This is a genomic window from Bradyrhizobium guangzhouense, assembly GCF_004114955.1.
GTDB lineage: Bacteria > Pseudomonadota > Alphaproteobacteria > Rhizobiales > Xanthobacteraceae > Bradyrhizobium > Bradyrhizobium guangzhouense.
Window position 1 is genome coordinate 6,756,270 of the sequence record NZ_CP030053.1, and the last position, 19,884, is coordinate 6,776,153.

At 64.3% G+C, this 19,884-nt stretch carries 17 protein-coding genes; 9 read left to right on the forward strand and 8 right to left on the reverse strand.

Features of this window, described 5'->3' with window-relative positions; all coding sequences use genetic code 11:
- Nucleotides 1–20: 20 nt before the first annotated feature.
- The 3 genes from XH91_RS39120 to XH91_RS32170 all read left to right on the forward strand — a co-directional run bounded on the left by XH91_RS39120 (nt 21) and on the right by XH91_RS32170 (nt 1,425).
- The gene (locus XH91_RS39120; protein ID WP_164933529.1) at nt 21–185 is read left to right on the forward strand and encodes a hypothetical protein; all 165 of its coding nucleotides are present in this window, start codon (nt 21–23) and stop codon (nt 183–185) included.
- Nucleotides 182–391 (forward strand): hypothetical protein, encoded by a 210-nt coding sequence (locus tag XH91_RS32165; protein ID WP_128954328.1) that lies wholly within the window; start codon nt 182–184, stop codon nt 389–391. The genes XH91_RS39120 and XH91_RS32165 overlap by 4 nt, the downstream gene beginning before the upstream one ends.
- A 98-nt stretch (nt 392–489) precedes the next feature.
- Nucleotides 490–1,425 carry an AEC family transporter gene (locus XH91_RS32170; protein ID WP_128954329.1) on the forward strand — a complete coding sequence of 312 codons (936 nt, stop codon included), beginning with the start codon at nt 490–492 and terminating at the stop codon, nt 1,423–1,425.
- A gap of 57 nt (nt 1,426–1,482) precedes the next feature.
- Here XH91_RS32170 and XH91_RS32175 read toward each other — a convergent pair whose 3' ends face one another.
- From XH91_RS32175 to XH91_RS32190, 4 genes are all read right to left on the reverse strand, one after another.
- Nucleotides 1,483–1,740 carry an acyl carrier protein gene (locus XH91_RS32175; protein WP_128954330.1) on the reverse strand — a complete coding sequence of 86 codons (258 nt, stop codon included), beginning with the start codon at nt 1,738–1,740 and terminating at the stop codon, nt 1,483–1,485.
- Nucleotides 1,737–3,173: a hypothetical protein gene (locus XH91_RS32180; RefSeq protein WP_245477253.1), complete on the reverse strand. Its 1,437-nt coding sequence runs from the start codon at nt 3,171–3,173 to the stop codon at nt 1,737–1,739. The genes XH91_RS32175 and XH91_RS32180 overlap by 4 nt, the downstream gene beginning before the upstream one ends.
- A 77-nt stretch (nt 3,174–3,250) precedes the next feature.
- Nucleotides 3,251–4,813: an amino acid adenylation domain-containing protein gene (locus XH91_RS32185; RefSeq protein ID WP_245477254.1), complete on the reverse strand. Its 1,563-nt coding sequence runs from the start codon at nt 4,811–4,813 to the stop codon at nt 3,251–3,253.
- Between the two features lie 247 nt (nt 4,814–5,060).
- The gene (locus XH91_RS32190) at nt 5,061–5,348 is read right to left on the reverse strand and encodes a hypothetical protein (protein WP_128954331.1); all 288 of its coding nucleotides are present in this window, start codon (nt 5,346–5,348) and stop codon (nt 5,061–5,063) included.
- A gap of 204 nt (nt 5,349–5,552) precedes the next feature.
- Between XH91_RS32190 and XH91_RS32195 the strand changes: the two genes are divergently transcribed.
- The 4 genes from XH91_RS32195 to XH91_RS32210 all read left to right on the forward strand — a co-directional run bounded on the left by XH91_RS32195 (nt 5,553) and on the right by XH91_RS32210 (nt 10,405).
- Entirely contained in the window at nt 5,553–5,873 is a 321-nt protein-coding gene (locus XH91_RS32195; RefSeq protein WP_128954332.1) for a hypothetical protein, read from the forward strand.
- A gap of 224 nt (nt 5,874–6,097) precedes the next feature.
- A complete protein-coding gene (locus XH91_RS32200) occupies nt 6,098–6,820 on the forward strand; it encodes an outer membrane protein (RefSeq protein ID WP_128954333.1) in 723 nt (240 codons plus the stop codon).
- Between the two features lie 167 nt (nt 6,821–6,987).
- A complete protein-coding gene (locus XH91_RS32205) occupies nt 6,988–9,129 on the forward strand; it encodes a methyl-accepting chemotaxis protein (RefSeq protein ID WP_128954334.1) in 2,142 nt (713 codons plus the stop codon).
- A gap of 214 nt (nt 9,130–9,343) precedes the next feature.
- A complete protein-coding gene (locus tag XH91_RS32210; RefSeq protein ID WP_128954335.1) occupies nt 9,344–10,405 on the forward strand; it encodes an MBL fold metallo-hydrolase in 1,062 nt (353 codons plus the stop codon).
- A 138-nt stretch (nt 10,406–10,543) separates the two neighbouring features.
- Here XH91_RS32210 and aroQ read toward each other — a convergent pair whose 3' ends face one another.
- Nucleotides 10,544–10,975, reverse strand: a complete 432-nt coding sequence (gene aroQ, locus XH91_RS32215; protein WP_128954336.1) for a type II 3-dehydroquinate dehydratase — start codon at nt 10,973–10,975, stop codon at nt 10,544–10,546.
- 285 nt (nt 10,976–11,260) lie between these two features.
- On the opposite strand from aroQ, the gene hemA reads away from it, so the two are divergent.
- Nucleotides 11,261–12,490: a 5-aminolevulinate synthase gene (gene hemA, locus XH91_RS32220; RefSeq protein ID WP_128954337.1), complete on the forward strand. Its 1,230-nt coding sequence runs from the start codon at nt 11,261–11,263 to the stop codon at nt 12,488–12,490.
- 369 nt (nt 12,491–12,859) lie between these two features.
- Complete coding sequence (locus XH91_RS32225; protein WP_128954338.1) at nt 12,860–16,369, forward strand: PAS domain-containing hybrid sensor histidine kinase/response regulator; 3,510 nt, start codon at nt 12,860–12,862, stop codon at nt 16,367–16,369.
- A 25-nt stretch (nt 16,370–16,394) separates the two neighbouring features.
- Here the strand turns inward: XH91_RS32225 and XH91_RS32230 are convergent, their stop codons facing one another.
- The 3 genes from XH91_RS32230 to XH91_RS32240 all read right to left on the reverse strand — a co-directional run bounded on the left by XH91_RS32230 (nt 16,395) and on the right by XH91_RS32240 (nt 19,804).
- Nucleotides 16,395–17,426 carry an alpha/beta fold hydrolase gene (locus tag XH91_RS32230; RefSeq protein ID WP_128954339.1) on the reverse strand — a complete coding sequence of 344 codons (1,032 nt, stop codon included), beginning with the start codon at nt 17,424–17,426 and terminating at the stop codon, nt 16,395–16,397.
- Nucleotides 17,427–18,013: 587 nt separating this feature from the next.
- Nucleotides 18,014–19,018: an ABC transporter substrate-binding protein gene (locus XH91_RS32235; RefSeq protein ID WP_128954340.1), complete on the reverse strand. Its 1,005-nt coding sequence runs from the start codon at nt 19,016–19,018 to the stop codon at nt 18,014–18,016.
- 114 nt (nt 19,019–19,132) lie between these two features.
- Entirely contained in the window at nt 19,133–19,804 is a 672-nt protein-coding gene (locus XH91_RS32240; RefSeq protein WP_128954341.1) for a response regulator, read from the reverse strand.
- Nucleotides 19,805–19,884: the final 80 nt, after the last annotated feature.

Below are 19,884 nucleotides of genomic sequence, written 5' to 3' on the forward strand. Positions count from 1 at the left end.
GACACCTATTGGAGACCGAAATGGGCCAGATCATTCAGTTTGTTTCGAAGTCCGAGCGCGAGCGTCTTCGCCTCATCCAGGAAGCGCGCGCGATCTACGATAGCATTTTTCCGCCGGCAGATTCGGCGGGCGAGCAGTCGAGCGGAGTTGCTGCGCGGCAGAGCGACAGGGGCAACCTCGCATGATCAAGATCATTGCCGTGCTTTGCAGCCTCGCTTCTCCGTCCAATTGCCATGAGCAACTCGTTACCAGCTCCGACTTTGCGCAGGTCTCGGTTCAGTCCTGCCTGATGGGCGCGCCGCAGCTCGCCGAATGGATGAACCAGCATCCGGCCGAACGCCTGGCGGCCTGGCGCTGCGTGATCGGCCAGCAGGACGGCCGGGGAATTTAACGCCGCAGGGCCGCCCCTCAGGGACGATCCGGCTGAACCGTGACGAGCATTCCTCGCCGAGCTAGAGTGGCGAAGTTGCTCGACAGAGGGGACGCCGGATGGAGGTCGCCAGCCTCGTTCTTCCCGTATTCGCGATCATCGTCACCGGATGGCTCGCCGGGGCGTCGGGCTATCTCTCGCGCTCGCTCGCCGACGCGCTGGTGCATTTCGCCTACAATGTCGCGATGCCGGCGCTGCTGATCGTCACGATCGCGCAGGAGCCCGCACGCAATCTCCTGGAATGGCGTTTCTTGCTCGCCTTCGGTGGCGGCTCCCTGATCTGCTTCGCACTGGTCTTCCTGGCGGTCCGTGCCGGCGGCCAAAGCGATCTCGCCAGCGGCACGATCCAGGGCATGGCGGCGGCAATGACCAATACGGGTTTCGTGGCGCTGCCGATCCTGCATGCGATTTACGGCCAGCCCGCCGTCCTGCCTGCCGCGGTGGCAACAGTGTTCGTCGCGGCCGTGATGTTTCCGATCACGGTCATCCTGCTGGAACGGGGCGCGCGCGGCACCGCGCATGTCGGCGGGCTCGCAAAGCAGATCCTGCTCAATCCGATGGTGCTGTCGACGCTCATCGGCCTCGTCTGGGCGACCACGGGCCTGCCGATTCCGGCCGCCGTCGCGACCTATCTGAACATGATCGCCGCGGCGCTCACGCCGTGCGCGCTGTTTGCCATCGGGCTCGGCCTTTCGGTCGAAAGCCTGCGCTCCAGTCTCGGGACATCGTTCGCACTCGCGGCCGTGAAGCTGGCGGTGATGCCGCTGATCGTCTACGGCCTCTGCGTGATGACAGGCCTCAATCCGCTCTACACCGTCGCCGCCGTGATCTGCGCGGCCGTGCCGACGGCGAAAACCGTTTACGTGCTGGCGCACGAGCACAAGGTCGAGGAGAAGCTGGTTGCGGCCACGGTCTCGATCACGACGATGCTGTCGGTTGCGACATTGCTGGTCGCGCTCTATCTCCTCTCGGGCCTTGCGGCCGTTGCGCGCTGAAGGCGGCAGAAGCCGCCCTTGTCTCGCGTGGGCCGAGCGGCCTTCCTCTATCTCTTGTCAGACCGACACGGCGTGCCGTTCGATCAGATCGGCTATCGCGTCGATCGAATCCAGGCGTGTCAGATCGAAATTGATGTCCGCGAAGTTGATGCCGTGGTCGATCTCGATCGTCATCACGATCTCGACCGCGTCCAGCGAATCGAGTCGGCCGCTGGAGAACAGCAAATCGTCGTCGCGCAGCGGGCTCGTGTCGCCCTTCATGTCCAGCCGCTGCCGGATATAGCCGCGCATCCGCGAGCGTACGTCGTTACTCATGCATTGACTCCCAGGAGGTAGAGGAAGAACTGACCACGCTGCAGGATCGAATGCTGGCGGTCCAATGGTGCGTCGAACACGTGCAGTGCGCAGAAGAAGAGGACGACGCCGGCGCAGGGCAGCGCGCGGCCGCGCAGCCATCCCTGCTGCGCTCGTGCCGTGCGGGTCCGCAATTGCGACAGCCCGAGGCCGGTCGCCAGAAGCAACGTGTAGACCGCGTGCGAGGCCTCGCCGGCCAGGGCGTTCGAAAGCCCCATCTCCGCGACGAGCCTGATGTCCCGGATGAAATGAAACAGCAGATTGCCGAGACAGGCCGCTGCGAAGGTCGCAAAGAACATCCGCAGCTTCCGATGGGTCCTGAAGTACCGGAGGAAGGTCGGATAGAAGAAGTGGTCGACCAACAGTTCCTTGTAATAGAAATAGTAGCGGTTCCAGAACTCGATGAGCGTCGTCGCCTGCAACGGACGGTACGTGTTGCGCAACAACCCGAAGCCCGCCAGGCGCGCACAAGCGACGATGATGCCGCTCCAGATGGAGATGCTCAAAACGTCCTCGGCGAAATTGTCGAGCAGGCTCGCATAGCAGAGGACGCGCGGAAAGCTTGCCCCTGACAGAAAATTCAGGAACGCCTGGTCGAACTCGGGCACTCCGAGTTGGGTGTGAACGACAGTCTTGAGTGCGCTCAGGCAGGCGAGAAGCAGCAAGACCCAGACGAGGAGCTTCAGAGCCTTGAGCTGCGTGACTGCGAGCTCTTCGGCATTGCGGGCCTCGAACTTGCGCAGGTAGGATACGCTCTTGCCGAACGGCGTCAGCGTCGATCCCCAGAACGGATAGAACACGCCCAGCTGCAGCGCCACCGCGGGCGGACTGACCGCCGCGGCCTCGTTCAGGGCATAAGCGAGAAACCAGATATAGGGCAAAAGGGTCGCGAGGAACGACCAGAGCAGCAACCGCGGCATTCCCGCCGCGATCGGCGTCTCCGCGACCAGCACCAGACCGACGAAGCCTGCGCTGAGGAACAGCGCCGGCCAGCGAAACGGCGTGAGCTTGACGAGATGGCGATAGGCCTTGAGGAGGCCCGTACAGGCAACGACGACGACGGCGATCATGCCGGCCGCAAGCCATGTTTGATCGACGCCGGCAATCCTCTCCTGGCTCGCAACGCGTGCAACCAGTTCAGTGTCGACGAGAAAGCCCGCGCGGCAGAGCATCAGCAGGGTGGCCGCGGGAATGACCTGCCAACGATAACCGCCTGCATAAGCGCAGGCTGCGGCCGGCAGCCCGACCAGAGGATCGAAGCCGAGAAGAGCAAGCAATGCAGCGAAGACGGCGACGAGCAGGATCCGGCCCGGCCAAGTCTGCGCCAGCGCGCGGATAGCGGGGTCCTGGTCGATCGCGGGTACGACGCGCGGCGACAGCCATTTGCGTTGCAAGCGGCTTGTGCGTTGCAAGCGACTTGGCGCCGCTGCGCCCTCTGTGACGATGGGTTGGGTCACTGGATGCCAACCGATCAGGACGCCTTGGCGAGGGCATGACCGGGCCCGAGCAACTCGGCGACGGCGCGCCGGTCGGCCTTGCCGTTCGCGTTGGTCGGCATGGCTTCGAGCCGGACGAAGCGGGAAGGAACCATGTAGCCAGGAAGCCGCGCCTTGCAATGAGCGAGCAGATCGGCCTCAGGCAAGTCTGCGCCTGAATACGCCGCGACGAGACGCCCTGGGCCGGCTCCGTCCCGAAACACCACCGTCAATGCGCGCGTAACGTCCGGATGGGAGGCGATGGCGTGATCAATCTCCTCGAGCTCGATGCGGTAGCCGTTCAACTTCACCTGGTTGTCGGCGCGGCCACGAAAGCGCAGCACACCGGTGCGCGCGTCGGATTCGACGAGATCGCCGGTGCGGTACAGCACGGCGCGATGGCCGCCGGTGACTGGATCCTGGCGAAACCGGCGCGCAGTCTCCTCGGCATTGTTGATGTAGCCGAGCCCGACACAGGGCCCGCCGAGCCACAGCTCGCCGACGTCGCCGGGCGCCACGACCTTCAACTCGTCATCAAGGATGCGGTAGCTGAAATTGGGATTCAGCCGGCCCAGCGGCGGCAGCCCGTCTGCAGTCTCGAACACATCCGCGGTGATCTCGAAGCCACTACAGATGCAGCTCGTCTCGGTCGGGCCGTAGCAGTTGACGAGCTGTGCCTTGCCGGCAAAGGCCGTGAAGAAGCGGCGCAGCCGCGCGAGCGGAAAGCCTTCGCCACCGAACATGAAGCGCTTGACGCCCGGTAGCCGGTCGGGCGTCAGCAGGTTCATGGAATCGAGATACATGAAGAGGGTCGGCACCGCGAAGAAGAAGGTGCAGCCTGCCCTCGTGATCTCCTCGACCAGATCGGCGGGCCGTCGTCCCTTGAGAGCATCGAGCGCGACAATCGCCGCGCCGTTGAGAAGGCCCGCATAAATGTCGAGCACCGAATTGTCGAAATAGATCGGATTGACGTTGGTGAGGCGCTCGCCTGGCCCGATATGCAGATCGGATCGAGCCCAGTCCGCCAGGTGCAGCACGCCCTGATGCGGGATGACGGCACCTTTGGGTTCGCCGGTCGATCCCGATGTGAACATCACATAGGCAGGATCGGCGCCGGTAATGGCCCTGGTCTCCGGCATGTCGTCGCTTGCAAAGCCTGCCAGCTCTTCATGCAGCCTCGCACGCGCCGGCTCATCGCCGATCACCACCCGCGTGCCGTCGCCCTCGCGCGTGCTGACGATCAGCACCGGCGCGCATCGGCCAAGCATCCGTCGGGCCCGCTCGGCGGGCGCTGCGGTATCGAGGAAAGCGTAGGGCGCACCAATCTTGAGGCAGGCCAGCGCCAGCGCATAGGCTTCGACCATCTTCGGCAATTCGATGCAGACGACTTGGCCAGCTTCGACGCCGCGGCCACCCAGCCAGCGCGCGAGACGATTGGCCATGATATTGAGAGTCTGGAACTCGTAAATCCGCCCCTCGCACAACAACGCAGGGGCCGAAGGCGAGGTCTTAACGATCTCTTCAAACCTCAATCCGAGATTGTAGGCCGGCACCGGCATCTGACTTCCCGTCTTGTTCTGCCGGAGAACGTCCGGGACGGACGAGCCACGGCGGCCACTGTGGTGGCCTTCCTTGTTGCGCCGGAGCGTCGATGCGCAATTCAATCAAAAGATGTTTTCTGATCAGAAACAATTCTAAGGAGAGAATCTTTAACGGATCGTGAAGCGCCGATCCCGTTGGCAAGTTTCTGATTGGAACCGGCGCGGGCGCAATGGCACTCGGCGTCAGCGATGATGGCAGGCAGCCTCATTTGGGATTGGTATTGCTCCAGGTCGGGACCGCGTTGGTGACGCCGACCGACGGCCAACTGTAAGTTCCGATCGATGGCGCCGTGACTGTGCCGACCGTCTGACCCGACGACCCGTATGACGGCCTCGGCTGGGCCGCGGTCACGCCCGGACTGCCATAGGTTGGAGCCAGCACGCTCGTGCTGTGGTGGCTGCTGGATCTGTGCTTCTTCGCTTCGGCTGCAAAAGGCGCCGCCACCAGCCCGATGGTGACGAACGCCGCGATGGCGAATTTGATACTTGTCATGGCCGATCCCTTCGTCGTCAGGGCCCATTTTGCCATCTGTTCATGTCGCGGACGATTTTCCAGAGGGACGCATTCATAACTCCGTGCGCACGTGAAAAGTGCCGGAGGCTGGCGCCGCAAGGACTGGCGCCGCGCGATACGCGCCTTCGGATCGACCCGAATCAGCGCTAGGGCATGGCACTGACTTTTCTGGACACGAGTGACATGACCGGCCCCGAGCTGAAGCAACTCCGCAACGACCTCTCAGACGCCATCGAGCGGAAGCTCACCGCGGCCGACATGGCGAAATTGTGCGCGCTGCCGGAGCAGGGCGGCGCCGACACCATCCGGCGCTGGGAGGTGAGCGGACCGACGCCGGCCGCGACCAAGGTGCTGCGTGTGCTGGCGATGGCAAGCGAGCGCTATGCGATCCTGGAGAAGTTCGACATCTTCGATCGCCACGACGTGCGCGTGGAGGACCGCCCCGCGAAGCGCGCGGCGTTCCGCGCGCAGATGCGTGACGAGGTGCGGCGGCGTCTTGGTTAACAAGATGCGCGCGCAGGTTACCGCAAACTGCGCGAATTAAGCCTTCCTTCACCACTTCTTAAGCCGCCATTAAGCACGAAAATCATTTGCAGCCCAATAAGTTAGGTTGGGCACTGCTGTGCCACGCATGTGACAGCATTTTCATCAAAAGCGAGCTATGTGCAAAACCAACGCGGCGCGGACTGCGCGCCTGCCGGGGACCTGAAGTGTTGGAGTTCAAGACTATGAAGAAGATTCTGTTTGCGACCGTTGCGCTGCTCGTGGTGGGTGCGGCTGCGCCGGCGATCGGTGCCGATCTCGGCGCCCGCCCCTATTACAACAAGGCGCCGGCCTATGCCGCGCCGATCTACAACTGGACCGGCTTCTACATCGGTGCGCATCTCGGCGGTGCGTTCTCCAGCGACAATAACTTCAACGGCCTCTCCACCGGCAACAACGGCAACGGCCGTTTCCTCGGCGGTCTGCAGGCCGGTGCGGACTGGCAGGTCAACCCGAACTTCGTGGTCGGCGCCGAAGCCCAGTATTCCTGGCTCTCCGGCAATGTCGGCGCGGTGTTCCCGGGCGGCGTGGCCTACACCAATAACCAGCGCGGCCTCGGTTCGATCACCGGCCGCGTCGGCTACACCTGGGGCCCGGGCCTGGTCTACGTGAAGGGCGGCTACGCCTATTCCGACAACAATGAGAAGGTGACCGTTGGCGGCGTGCCGACCGGCTTCATCATCTCTGGCGATCACAGCAACGGCTACACCGTCGGCGCCGGTCTCGAATACATGTTCGCACCGAGCTGGTCGGCCAAGGCCGAGTACCAGTATTACAATTTCGGCGACGCGCACTTCACCGCGGGTCCGCTCGTCGGCACCGGCAACTTCACCACCGACGACCACACCTTCAAGGCCGGCGTTAACTACCGCTTCAACTGGGCAACCCCGGTCGCCGCACGCTACTGATCGCGCCTGAAAAACGCTGATCGAGATCAAGGGCCGGCATCGCTGCCGGCCCTTTCATTTTTCGCTCTGCGGAACTGCCAAGCATTTGTGCAACTTGCGATTTTTTAACCCGCGCCGCGGATACTGCGCAGCGAAAATAAGAGATCACGGGTGTGGGGGATTTTTCGATGGCAATCCGTCTGAGCTTGGGCCGTTTCAAGCCGCGCTTCAAAATGCCGAAATGGGGATTGCGTGGCAGCCTGATCGCGGCCTTCGCCGTGATCGCGGGCATGGGCCTCGTGATCGCAGCCGGCGCCGGCTTCGTGTTCAACCATCTCGGCTCGACCATGATGGATTTGAGTGGCCGCGATATCCCGCGCCTCGCCGCCAGCCTTCAGCTCGCCTCGCAGAGCGCGACGCTCGCAGCACAGGGCCCCGGCCTGCTCGCATCGCCCACCGACGACGCGCTGAACGATCGCACCAAGAACGTGAAGGACATCCAGCAGCAAGCGATGGCCAAGCTCGGCGAGATCATCGAGCTCGGCGCAGACCAGCAGACTGCGACTGCGCTCCGCGACACCGCCAAGAGCATCGATGACGCCACGCAAAGCCTCGTCTCGGCGGCGCGCGAACGGCTCGACACCGGCGCACTGCACGAGAAGCAGTATGAAGCGCTGCGCAAGGCCCAGGTCGCCTTCGTCGGCGCCGCCGGCCCCGCGATGCTGGATACCCAGACGCGCCTGAACGCGATCCTCGGTTCGGCGGAAGTGTCGGCCGATGACGCCACCGAGGCCGCGCGCACTGTCGCCCAGGTCTCGACCATCTCCGCCAACGGCAATCTGATGGCCGCCGACATGATGGCGGCACTCTCGGCCAACAGCAGCGACACGCTCGAAGCGATCGAGAAGGAATTCAAGACCACCCGCGACCGCGTCAAGTCCAACCTCGAGGACCTCCCGAACATTCCCTCGATGCAGGCGGTGCGCGGCGCCGTGGAGAAGCTGTTCACCTTCGGCGAAGGCAAGACCGGCGTGTTCAAGATCCGCCAGAAGGAGCTCGATTCGATCGATTACGGCCAGACCATCCTGGACGAGACCCGCAAGCTCAATGTCGGTCTCGGCATCAGCGTGCAGGCGCTCGTCGACGGCGTGCAGAAGGAGACCAACGCCTCGACCTTCGGGGCTCGCCAGGAGATCTCGCTCGCCACCACCGCAATGCTGGCGCTGGGCGGACTGACGCTGATCGGCTCGGCGCTGTTCGTCTGGCTCTATGTCGGCCGCAACATCCTGCGCCGCATCCGTGAGCTCCAGCGCGCGATGCAGCTGCTCTCCGCCGGTGACCTCGACACCGAAATCGTCCGCTCCCGTCAGGACGACGAGATCGGCGCGATGAAGGAGACCCTGACGGTGTTCCGCGACAGCATGATCGAAGCCCGCTCACTTGCGGGCGAGCAGGACAAGGATCGCGTCGTCAAGGCCGAGCGCGCCGCACACATGGAGGCGAAGATCGCGGAGTTCGAGGGCACGGTGCGCGCCGCGCTCGACAATCTCGCGCAATCGGCCAATTCGATGCAGGCAACGGCGCAGAGCATGTCGACCACCGCTGACCAGTCCAACGCGCTGGTGAACGCGGTTGCCTCCGCCGCGGAGGAGACCTCGGTCAACGTGCAGACCGTGTCGTCGGGCACCGAGCAGCTGTCTTCGTCGATCGAGGAGATCAGCAAGCAGGTCGTCACCTCGGCTGCGATCGCCAAGAAGGCGGTCGACGAGGCCGGCGCCACCGACACCACGGTGCAGAGCCTTGCCGACAGCGCAAGCCGCATCAGCGTCGTGGTCGACCTGATCCAGACGATTGCGTCGCAGACCAATCTGCTCGCACTCAATGCCACCATCGAGGCAGCGCGCGCTGGCGAAGCCGGCCGCGGCTTCGCGGTGGTCGCGTCCGAGGTGAAGAGCCTCGCCAGCCAGACCGCGAAGGCGACGGAAGAGATCCGCACCCAGATCGTCAGCATGCAGCAGGTCACGACCTCCGCCGTCGGCGCCATCCAGGGCATCGGCCGGATCATCGGTGAGATCAACGACGTCACCACGACGATCGCAGCTGCGGTCGAGGAGCAGGGTGCCGCGACCCGCGAGATCGCCCGCAACATCCAGCACGCTGCGGGGGGTACCAGCGAGGTCTCCAGCAACATCGTCGGCGTCTCCACGGCTTCGGCCGAGGCCGGCGCTGCGGCCACCGAGGTGCTCAGTGCATCGGATGCGCTGCGCCGCGAGGCCGACATGCTGCGCGGGGAGATCGACGCGTTCCTCAACAACATGCGGGCGGCTTGATTGTCGTTCCGGGCGCCTCGAAGAGGCGAACCCGGAATCTCGCGCAACAATCTCCAGATTCCGGGTTCGCGCTTTCGCGCGCCCCGGAATGACGTGCCTTCTGGCCTTGCGCTCCATCCGGGCTACGGAATACGGCCGGAATGTCCGCCATGCAGGCGGGCTGCGCGTCCTTTTTCGGCTGGCGCCCCGCCCGCGCTGGGTTTAAGCGGGTACCATGAACGCAAAAACCGATACCGTGCAGTCCTCGGCCGAGGCGCTGCGCTATCCTTGGGACCAGCATCCTGGCCACGACCAAGTCGTGGAGATCAGGCCCGGCGTGTTGTGGGCGCGGCTGAAGCTGCCGTTCCGCCTCAACCACGTGAACATCTACCTGCTCGCCGACGGCGACGGCTATGCCATGATCGATGCCGGCTTCGGCAACGAGGAGACGATCGAGGCCTGGACCAAGCTGTTCGAAGGCCCGCTGAAGGGCGTCAACATCACGCGCCTGATCGTCACGCACTCCCACCCCGACCATGTCGGTCTCGCGGGCTGGATCGTCGAGCGGTTCAAATGCCCGCTGGTGATGTCGCAGGTCGAATATCTGCAATCGGTCTATCACCAGAACCGCGGCACCGAGGAGCGGCGCGAGGCGCAGCGGCTGTTCTTCCGCCGCCACGGCATGGACGAGTCGCTCACCGAGAAGCTGCTCGGCCGCGGCCAGGATTATCTCAAGCGCGTCTCGGTGCTGCCGCCGTCCTACCGCCGCATCTCGCATGGCAACGAGGTCGTGATCGGCACGCGCCGCTTCAAGGTGATCACCGGCGGCGGGCATGCGCTCGACCAGGTGATGCTCTATTGTGCCGACGACAAGCTGTTCCTGTCCGCCGACCAGGTGCTGAGCAAGATCTCTCCGAATGTCAGCGTGTGGGCGGTCGAGCCCGACCAGAATTCGCTCGGCGAATATCTGGCCTCGCTCGCAAGCCTCACCACCACCCTGCCCTATGATTTGCTGGTGCTGCCCGGCCACGGCGTGCCGTTCTACGGATTGAAGACGCGCATCAAGCAGCTCGCCGATCACCATGAGGAACGCTGCCGCCTGATCGCGGAAGCCTGCCGCGAGGTGCCGCAGACCTCGCGCGCGCTGGTGCCTGTCGTGTTCAACAAGCACGTGCTGGACGAGCACCAGATGGGCTTTGCCGCCGGCGAGCTCGTCGCCCACGTCAATTACATGATCGTCGAGGGCCGGCTGACCGCCGAGACCAAGGACGGCGTGCTGCAGTTCAGGACGACGTGAGTGGTCACCGTCGTGGCCGGGCTTGTCCCGGCCATCCACGTTCTCTTACATGAAAGCAAGTTCGTGGATGCCCGGGGCATCTGGCGCGAAGACGCGCTTCGCGCTTTTGCCCGGGCATGACGAGTTTGCGGAAGCATCTCACTTCATATTCGCGATCGCGTGCAGCGCCGCGATGTAGCCGAACGGGCCGAGTCCGCAGATCACACCCGTTGCGACGAACGAGATCTTCGAGTGGCGATGATATTCGTCACGGGCGTGGATATTGGAGATGTGGACCTCCAGCACCGGACCTTCGAACGTCTTGATCGCGTCCATGATCGAGACCGAGGTGAAGGACAGCCCGGCCGGATTGATGACGATAGCGTCGGCATCCTGCCGCGCCGACTGGATCAGATCGACCAGCACGCCCTCATGGTTGGACTGGTGAAAGGCGAGCTTGAGCCCAAGCCGGCCCGCCGCCTCCTCGCAGCTCGCATTGACCGCTGCGAGGGTCGTCGTGCCATAGATGTGCGGCTCGCGAATACCGAGCATATTGAGATTGGGACCGTTCAGGATCATCACGCGCTTCATGGATAGGCCCTTTTGGGTTAACCGCCGGACCGCTTGCCGGCCCTGCGAGGGAATACCGGCGGGAGCGCCGCTCGAGGAGCGGCCAACCCGGCACATGCGGCAGATATTGCACAGCACCATCGAGCACTGTCGCGAACTTGATCGGAATCAAGTTTCAGATCGCACGATAGGGCATTTTGCCCAAATGCCCCTCACGGCCAAATGTGGGATAGCGCATAGACATTAGAGCTGGAAAAGCTCTAAGGATGTGGGCCCTTTTGGTCAGTTCCGTCACAGGTTGCACCGATGGATTACGCCGAATTCTTCAATTCCGCCCTGGATCGCCTCCACACCGAGCGCCGCTACCGCGTGTTCGCCGATCTGGAGCGCACCGCCGGCCGGTTCCCGCATGCGGTCTGGCACTCGCCGAAGGGCAAGCGCGACGTCGTGATCTGGTGCTCCAACGATTACCTCGGCATGGGCCAGCACCCGAAAGTGGTCGGTGCCATGGTCGAGACCGCAACGCGCGTCGGCACCGGCGCTGGCGGAACCCGCAACATCGCCGGAACGCACCATCCGCTGGTGCAGCTCGAGGCCGAGCTTGCCGACCTCCACGGCAAGGAAGCGGCGCTGCTGTTCACCTCGGGCTATGTCTCGAACCAGACCGGCATCGCGACCATCGCCAAGCTCATTCCGAACTGTCTCATCCTCTCCGATGAGCTCAACCACAATTCGATGATCGAGGGCATCCGCCAGTCCGGCTGCGAGCGGGTCGTGTTCCGCCACAACGACCTCGCCGATCTCGAAGCGAAGCTGAAGGCTGCGGGCCCGAACCGGCCGAAGCTGATCGCCTGCGAGAGCCTCTATTCCATGGACGGCGACGTCGCCCCGCTCGCCAGGATCTGCGATCTCGCCGAGAAGTATAATGCGATGACCTATGTCGACGAGGTTCATGCCGTCGGCATGTACGGCCCGCGGGGCGGCGGCATTGCCGAGCGTGACGGCGTCATGCATCGCATCGACATTCTCGAAGGCACGCTGGCGAAAGCATTCGGCTGCCTCGGCGGCTACATCGCCGGCAACGGCCATATCATCGACGCCGTGCGCTCCTATGCGCCGGGCTTCATCTTCACCACCGCACTGCCGCCGGCGATCTGCTCGGCCGCAACGGCTGCGATCAGGCATCTGAAGACCTCGAGCTGGGAGCGCGAGCGCCACCAGGACCGCGCCGCCCGCGTCAAGGCGATCCTCAATGCCGCAGGTCTGCCGGTGATGTCGAACGACACCCATATCGTACCGCTGTTCGTGGGCGATCCCGAGAAGTGCAAGCAGGCCTCGGACATGCTGCTCGAGGATCACGGCATCTACATCCAGCCGATCAACTATCCGACCGTCGCCAAGGGCACCGAGCGCCTGCGCATCACGCCCTCGCCCTATCACGACGACGGCTTGATCGATCAGCTCGCCGAAGCCCTGTTGCAGGTGTGGGACCGGCTGGACTTGCCGCTGAGCGAGAAGTCGCTGGCGGCGGAGTAGGCGTCTCCGACCCCAACTTTCACCGTCCACGTGGCTACCCCTCTCCCCGACCCTCCCCCACAAGGGACCCACAAGGGGGGAGGGAGCGAGAGAGGAGTGCCGACCTCACTTTGATTTTGCACACCAAGCTTTGTTTTTCGCCGCGACAATCGACACTCTCTCCGTTCCCTCCCCTGTTGTGGGGAGGGTCAGGGAGGGGGGGTGCCGCACGGGGATTCTCTCGGCGGCCCTCAAGCTGCGCAGCTTAACGACAACCCCAGTTCCCGCTCTCGCCGGCCATTTCGCTGTCGCCTCCACTCCGCTAAAGCGCTAGATTTGCAGCGAAAATGAGATCGGGCGCTAGCGCGCCATGGGAGAAGCACGCTCGCCATGCTGCACGATTGGGGCGTGATCGCCGCCGCCTTCGGCTATATCGGCTTCCTGTTCCTGGTGGCGAGCCATGGCGACCGCCGCTCGTCGGCCAAGCCCGGCCGCGCGTCCGGGCTGATCTATCCGCTGTCGCTGGCGATCTACTGCACCTCCTGGACCTTCTTCGGCTCGGTCGGCTTCGCCACCCGCACCTCGACCGACTTCCTTGCGATCTATGTCGGCCCGATCCTGATGATCGGGCTCGGCGCCGGCGTGCTCCGCCGCGTGATCCAGCTTGCCAAGGCGCACAACATCACCTCGATCGCCGACTTCATCGGCGCGCGCTACGGCAAGAGCCAGGCCGTGGCGGCGACGGTGGCGCTGATCGCGATCATCGGATCGGTGCCCTACATCGCGCTGCAGCTCAAGGCCGTGGCGTCCTCGCTCGAAGTCATCCTGAGCGAGGACCAGGCGTTCTCCCACATCCCGATCCTCGGCGACATCGCGCTGATGGTGACGCTGGCAATGGCGGCCTTCGCGGTGCTGTTCGGCACGCGGCAGACCGACGCCACCGAGCATCAGCACGGCCTGATGCTGGCGGTTGCAACCGAGTCCACCATCAAGCTGGCTGCCTTCCTCACCGCCGGCATCTTCGTCACTTTCTGGATGTTCTCGCCGCATGAACTGATCGAGCGCGCGATGAAGACGCCGGAGGCGGTGCGCGCCATCGACTATTCGCCGTCGATCGGCAACTTCCTCACGATGACGGTGCTGTCGCTTTGCGCGATCATGCTGCTGCCGCGGCAGTTTCACGTCAGCGTCGTCGAGAACTCCAGCGACGCCGAGGTGAGCCGCGCGCGCTGGCTGTTCCCGCTCTATCTCGTCGCCATCAATGTGTTCGTGATCCCGATCGCGCTCGCCGGCCTCATCACCTTCCCGTTCGGCGCGGTCGACCCCGACATGTATGTGCTGGCCTTGCCGATGGAGGGCGGCGCGGGACTGCTCAGCGTCGCCGTCTTCGTCGGCGGACTGTCGGCCGCCACCGCAATGGTGATCGTCGAATGCGTCGCGCTCTCGATCATGGTATCGAACGACCTCGTGGTGCCGCTGGTGCTGCAACGTCGGCCCGAGGGGCGCGCGGGCGCCACCGATTTCGGCGACTTCCTGCTGCGCTCGCGGCGGCTTGCCATCTTCGCCATCATGGTGATGGCCTATTTCTACTACCGCGCGCTCGGCAATGCTCAGCTCGCGGCGATCGGCCTGTTGTCCTTTGCCGCCATCGCGCAGTTGGCGCCCGCCTTTTTCGGTGGCCTGTTGTGGCGGCGAGCGACCGCGCGCGGCGCCATCGGCGGCATGCTGGTCGGCTTCGCGGCGTGGCTCTACACGCTGTTCCTGCCGAGCTTCATGGACACGTCGACATCGGGCCTGTTGCTGCTCCAGCATGGCCCGTTCGGCATCGAGGCGCTGCGACCGCAGGCGCTGTTCGGCGCCGATTTGTCGCCGCTGATGCACGGCGTGGTCTGGTCGCTCTCGCTCAACGTCCTCACCTACGTGCTGCTGTCGCTGGCGCGGCAACCTTCGTCCATCGAGCTGGTGCAGGCCGATCTGTTCGTGCCCAATACGCTCGCCCCGATCGCTCCGAATTTCCGCCGCTGGCGCACCACCATCACCGTGCAGGACATCCAGGCCACGGTCGCGCAATATCTCGGGCCCGAGCGCGCCCAGCATTCGTTCGAAGCCTTCTCGGCGCGGCGCAATATGCGGCTGGAGTCCGGAGCGCCCGCGGATTTCGAGCTGCTGCAGCACGCCGAGCACCTGATCGCCTCTTCGATCGGGGCCGCGTCCTCGCGCCTGGTGATGTCGCTGCTGCTGCGCAAGCGAACCGTGTCTGCGAAAGCCGCGCTGAAACTGCTCGACGATTCCCATGCGGCACTTCACTTCAACCGCGAGATCCTGCAGACCGCGCTCAACCATGTGCGCCAGGGCATCGCGGTGTTCGACGCCGATCTGCAGCTGATCTGCTCCAACAGGCAGTTCGGCGACCTGCTCAACGTGCCCCCGCATTTCATCCAGTTCGGCACGCCGCTGCGCGAGATCCTGGAATTCATGGGCGTGAGCGATCCCGCCGACCATTCTGACCGTGAGGCGATGATCGAGCAGCGGCTCGTGGCCTACACCACCGACAGCGAGCCCTATCTCGAACGCCTGCCCGAACGCCACATGGTGATCGAGGTGCTCACCAACCGGATGCCCGGCGGCGGCTTCGTCATCACCTTCACCGACGTCACGCCGAGCTTCGAGGCGGCGGAAGCGCTGGAGCGCGCCAATGCGACGCTGGAAAAGCGCGTGCGCGACCGTACCGAGGAGCTGACGCGGCTGAACTCGGAGCTGGCGCTGGCCAAGAGCGCGGCGGAGGACGCCAGCATCTCCAAGACGCGGTTCCTCGCAGCCGCCAGCCACGACATTCTCCAGCCACTGAACGCGGCGCGGCTCTATGTCACGAGCCTGGTCGAGCGCCAGCACAGCGGCGAGGAGACGCGGCTGGTCGAGAATATCGACGAATCGCTGCAGGCCATCGAGGAGATCCTCGGCGCGCTGCTCGACATCTCCCGCCTCGATGCCGGCGCAATGGCAACCTCGATCTCGAGCTTCAAGATGGCCGATCTGATGCGCTCGCTGGAGATCGAGTTCGCGCCGATTGCGCGCGCCAAGGGCCTCGATCTCACCTTCGTGCCGTGCTCGCTGCCGGTCGAGTCCGACCGGCTGCTGCTGCGGCGGCTGTTGCAGAACCTGATCTCGAACGCGATCAAATACACTCCGCGCGGACGGGTGCTGGTCGGCTGCCGCCGCCGCGGGGACTCGCTCGCGATCAACGTCTACGACACCGGCGTCGGCATCCCCGCGGCGAAGCGCGGCGAGATCTTCAAGGAGTTCCACCGCCTCGAGCAGGGCGCCAGGATCGCACGCGGACTCGGACTGGGGCTCTCGATCGTGGAGCGGCTGGCGCGCGTGCTGGGCCACAGCATCGCCATCGACGCCAATGCGAGCGGCGGCTCGCTGTTCTCGGTGACGGTGCCGACGGCAAAGGCCGTGACGTTGACCGCGGCGGTGACCAGCGCAACGCCGCTGGCGCGCACACCGATCTCGGGCGCGCTGATCGTCTGCATCGAGAATGATGCGGCGATCCTCGACGGCATGCGGACGCTGCTGAAGGCCTGGGACGCCGAGGTGATCGCGGTCGCCGACCCCGAAGGCGCGATCAATGCGATCGAGGCCGCCGGCAAGCGCGTGACCGGGCTGCTGGTCGACTACCACCTCGACCGCGGCAACGGCATCGCCGCCATCCGCGACATCCGCCGCCGCTTCGGCGACGGCATCCCCGCGATCCTGATCACCGCCGATCGCAGCCCCGCGGTGCAAAGCGCGGCGCGCGATGAGAAGATCGCGGTGCTGAACAAGCCGGTGAAGCCGGCCTCGCTGCGCGCCCTGCTCGGACAGTGGCGCACGCAGCAGATGGTGGCGGCGGAGTGAGACGGGCCGCCGCCATCGACAGTTCTCAGGCGGCCCCGTCAACATCGATGACGGCCTTGGCAAAGGCCTGTGGCGCTTCCTGCGGCAGATTGTGACCGATGCCACCGGTGATCAGGCGATGGTCGTGGCGGCCCGAGAACTTCTTGGCGTAGGCGCTGGGATCGGGGTGCGGCGCGCCGTTGGCATCGCCCTCCATCGTGATGGTTGGCAAGCTGATGATGGGAGAAGCCGCCAGCTTCTGTTCGATCTCCTGGTACTTCGCCTCGCCCTGGGCAAGCCCGAGCCGCCAACGGTAATTGTGGATCGAGATCGCGACGTGATCCTTGTTCTCGAAGGCTTTCGCGCTGCGATCGAAGGTGGCGTCGTCGAACTTCCATTGCGGCGAGGCCAGCTTCCAGATCAGCTTGGCAAAATCATGCGTGTACTTCTCGTAGCCGGCGCGGCCGCGCTCGGTCGCGAAATAGAACTGGTACCACCATTGCAGCTCCGCCGCCGGCGGCAGCGGCGCGCTTCCCGAGGCCTGGCTCGAGATCAGATAGCCGCTGACCGACACCAGCGCGCGGCAGCGCTCGGGCCACAGCGCGGCGATGATATCGCAGGTGCGCGCGCCCCAGTCGAAGCCGGCAAGGACCGCCTTCTTGATCTCGAGCGCATCCATCAGCGCGATGATGTCGACGGCGAGCGCGCCCGGCTCGCCGTTGCGCAGCGTCTCGCTGGAGAGGAAGTTCGTCGAGCCGTAGCCGCGCAAATACGGGATGATGACGCGATAGCCGGCCTGCGCCAGGATCGGCGCGACATCGACGAAGCTGTGAATGTCGTAGGGCCAGCCGTGCAGCAGGATCGCGACCGGGCCGGTCGCGGGGCCTGCTTCCGCGTAGCCGACATCGAGGACGCCGGCATGAATCTGCTTGATCGTGCCGAAAGATGCTGATGTTGCCGAGGACTGCGGCGCTTCCGTTGCAGCGCGCGCCAGGTCGATCGCGCCGAGGCCCAAGGCGGCGGTTCCGGCTGCGATGCCAAGGAACCGGCGGCGATGCGGGTCGATCATCTGTGTCATGGTCAGGTACCTTCTTGATAGTTTTTGGCGGCATCCGATCCGATCGGCGGCAGCCTTGCGGTCATGCGACTGCCTATCAGCGCCGGTGGCCGAAAGCCCGTTTGGACTTGTGAGAAGTTGTGAGGCCGGCGGAAATCCGATTGCAGGATCTGCATATGTGCGCTGCTGCGCAGAGCCGGGATCCAGAAAAGCGGCACGGCATCCGGCGAAATGGGCCCCGGCTCTGCAGCGCACCGTCGAAGAGACGCTGCGCTGCGTCCGGGGCACGGGAGCACAATGTCGCACAGGTCTTTCCACATCGTCATTGCGAGCGCAGCGGCGCCAAGATCTACCTTCTCGCGGCTGATCTCGCCCGAGTTTTGCTGTTCGCTTCACGCCCCTCTTCGCCGGATCAGGATGGGCGAAACATGCGACAAATCCGAATTTCGGCAAAGTGGAATCTTTTGGCGAGCAGCGATTGACCCTGCAATGGGTGTTTTGCCCAGCGAACGGCCCAAGGCGTTGGGGATGCCCGTGGATCCTTCGACAGCGGCATTGAAGCGGACATCGTCGAATGGCCGGATTGAGCCCCAGAGGAACATCGCTGACTATTCGATCACCTCGTCGGCCAGCGTCAGCAAGTCCGGGGGGACCTTGATTCCGAGTTGTCTTGCCGTCTTGAGATTGATCACCAGCCAGAATTTACTGGCCTGCTCGATCGGCAGATCACCGGGATTGGCACCCCGGATGATTTTGGCCGCATAGGCGCCCGCGCGTCGAAAGCCATCGACGGCATCGCTGGAATAGGTCAGGAGCATGCCGGCATGCGCCCAATCGGGGTAAGAACCAAATGTCGGCTTACCCGTCGCCAGAAGTCGGGGCATCACGACCGAGATCCTGAAAGTCAGAGCCGGATCGCCGGAAATGTAAAATGCTTCGACACCATGGCCCAAGGCCTTCGCGAGGGCCGCGTCGAGATCGTCGAGATTGGAATGGATCTCGTAGCTGTCGAAGCCGATCCCCGATTGTGCCGTGATCTTGCGCAACGCCTCTTGTTCGGAGGTCTCAAGACGCGCCACCCCGTAGTCCGCAACGCCGATCATCCCAAGCCGCCGAACGTTCGGGACCAAATCCCTGAAAAAGCCGAGGCGCTTCGCCGTCAGGCTCTCTTCCCCGCCGACTGCGTTCATGACATTGCCGGTGGCCGTCCCGCCGGGCCTCGCATAACTCTCGGCAAGACCGACCGCGATCGGATCAACGGCGACGGCGGTAAACACCAGCGGTGCGTCGGGTCGTAGTCGGCGCAGAGTGCCAACCGCCTGGGCCGCGCCCACGAAGAGCCGAGGCTTCAACGCGTCAAGCTCCTCGGCGAGGCGAGGCAATTGTGAAAAATCGCCATTCGCAACGCGCGATTCGAGGACATAGTCGCGGCCTTCGACCATTCCTTCGTCCTTCAGGCCGTCACGCACGGCCGCCAATCTCGGCTTGAAGAAATCGTCAGTACCGGGAAACAGCACCGCCACCAACGGCAGCTTCGCGTCTTTTGCCCATGCATGCACCGGCCATGCGATGGCCGTGCTTCCCACCGCGTGCAAAAACGCGCGTCGCTTCATGCGTTGCCGGCGCTCCGTTCGGTTCGACCCTGCTATCAAAGCACGCGAAACAACGGACTGTCAGCACCGTTTGGGCATGAAGCCACAGTCGGACATGTTGAGCGACCGGGCGCCCTACCCCGTCGGCGTGCCCTGCTTCCACTGGCCGCCGGCGATCTTGGCGGCGGCGATCACGGCCTGGGTGCGGCTCTCGACGCCGAGCTTTTGCAGGATGGCCGAGACATGCGCCTTGATGGTCGCCTCGGAGACGCCGAGCTCATAGGCGATCTGCTTGTTCAGCAATCCCTCCGACAGCATCATCAGCACCCGCACCTGCTGCGGCGTCAGGGTCACCAGGCGGTCGCGCAGCTTGGTCATGTCGGGGTCGGCGGCGGCCGTCAGGTCGGTGTCGGCGGGAACCCAGACATCGCCCTCCATCACCTTGAGAATGGCATCGCGCAACGTCTCGACGCCGAATCGCTTCGGGATGAAGCCGGAGGCGCCAAAATCGAGCGAGCGGCGGATCGTGGCGCTGTCGTCGGAGGCCGAGACGATCACGACCGGGATCGCCGGATATTGCGCGCGCAGGTAGATCAGGCCGGAGAAGCCGGAGATGCCGGGCATCGAGAGGTCGAGCAGGACCAGGTCGACGTCGGAGGTCTGTTCCAACAGCTTAGTCAGATCCTCGAACGATCCGGCCTCGTCGATCTTCGCCGTCGAGAGGACGCCCGCCACCGCCTGCCGCAGTGCATCACGGAACAACGGATGATCGTCGGCAATGACGAGATGGGTGGAGGGAGCGTTCATCGATCTCTTGCTGTCGTTCACGTCAGCGCCAGTAATCCTGTCAGGCGCGATGGTCAATTCTTTCCCGGCCAGCCGTGGCA

Excerpts from the sequence above, each read along its gene's own strand:
- XH91_RS39120 (WP_164933529.1), top strand. The coding sequence starts at position 21 with ATGGGCCAGATCATTCAGTTTGTTTCGAAGTCCGAGCGCGAGCGTCTT.
- XH91_RS32165 (WP_128954328.1), top strand. The coding sequence starts at position 182 with ATGATCAAGATCATTGCCGTGCTTTGCAGCCTCGCTTCTCCGTCCAAT.
- XH91_RS32170 (WP_128954329.1), top strand. The coding sequence starts at position 490 with ATGGAGGTCGCCAGCCTCGTTCTTCCCGTATTCGCGATCATCGTCACC.
- XH91_RS32175 (WP_128954330.1), bottom strand. The coding sequence starts at position 1,740 with ATGAGTAACGACGTACGCTCGCGGATGCGCGGCTATATCCGGCAGCGG.
- XH91_RS32185 (WP_245477254.1), bottom strand. The coding sequence starts at position 4,813 with ATGCCGGTGCCGGCCTACAATCTCGGATTGAGGTTTGAAGAGATCGTT.
- XH91_RS32190 (WP_128954331.1), bottom strand. The coding sequence starts at position 5,348 with ATGACAAGTATCAAATTCGCCATCGCGGCGTTCGTCACCATCGGGCTG.
- XH91_RS32195 (WP_128954332.1), top strand. The coding sequence starts at position 5,553 with ATGACCGGCCCCGAGCTGAAGCAACTCCGCAACGACCTCTCAGACGCC.
- XH91_RS32200 (WP_128954333.1), top strand. The coding sequence starts at position 6,098 with ATGAAGAAGATTCTGTTTGCGACCGTTGCGCTGCTCGTGGTGGGTGCG.
- XH91_RS32205 (WP_128954334.1), top strand. The coding sequence starts at position 6,988 with ATGGCAATCCGTCTGAGCTTGGGCCGTTTCAAGCCGCGCTTCAAAATG.
- XH91_RS32210 (WP_128954335.1), top strand. The coding sequence starts at position 9,344 with ATGAACGCAAAAACCGATACCGTGCAGTCCTCGGCCGAGGCGCTGCGC.
- aroQ (WP_128954336.1), bottom strand. The coding sequence starts at position 10,975 with ATGAAGCGCGTGATGATCCTGAACGGTCCCAATCTCAATATGCTCGGT.
- hemA (WP_128954337.1), top strand. The coding sequence starts at position 11,261 with ATGGATTACGCCGAATTCTTCAATTCCGCCCTGGATCGCCTCCACACC.
- XH91_RS32225 (WP_128954338.1), top strand. The coding sequence starts at position 12,860 with ATGCTGCACGATTGGGGCGTGATCGCCGCCGCCTTCGGCTATATCGGC.
- XH91_RS32230 (WP_128954339.1), bottom strand. The coding sequence starts at position 17,426 with ATGACACAGATGATCGACCCGCATCGCCGCCGGTTCCTTGGCATCGCA.
- XH91_RS32235 (WP_128954340.1), bottom strand. The coding sequence starts at position 19,018 with ATGAAGCGACGCGCGTTTTTGCACGCGGTGGGAAGCACGGCCATCGCA.
- XH91_RS32240 (WP_128954341.1), bottom strand. The coding sequence starts at position 19,804 with ATGAACGCTCCCTCCACCCATCTCGTCATTGCCGACGATCATCCGTTG.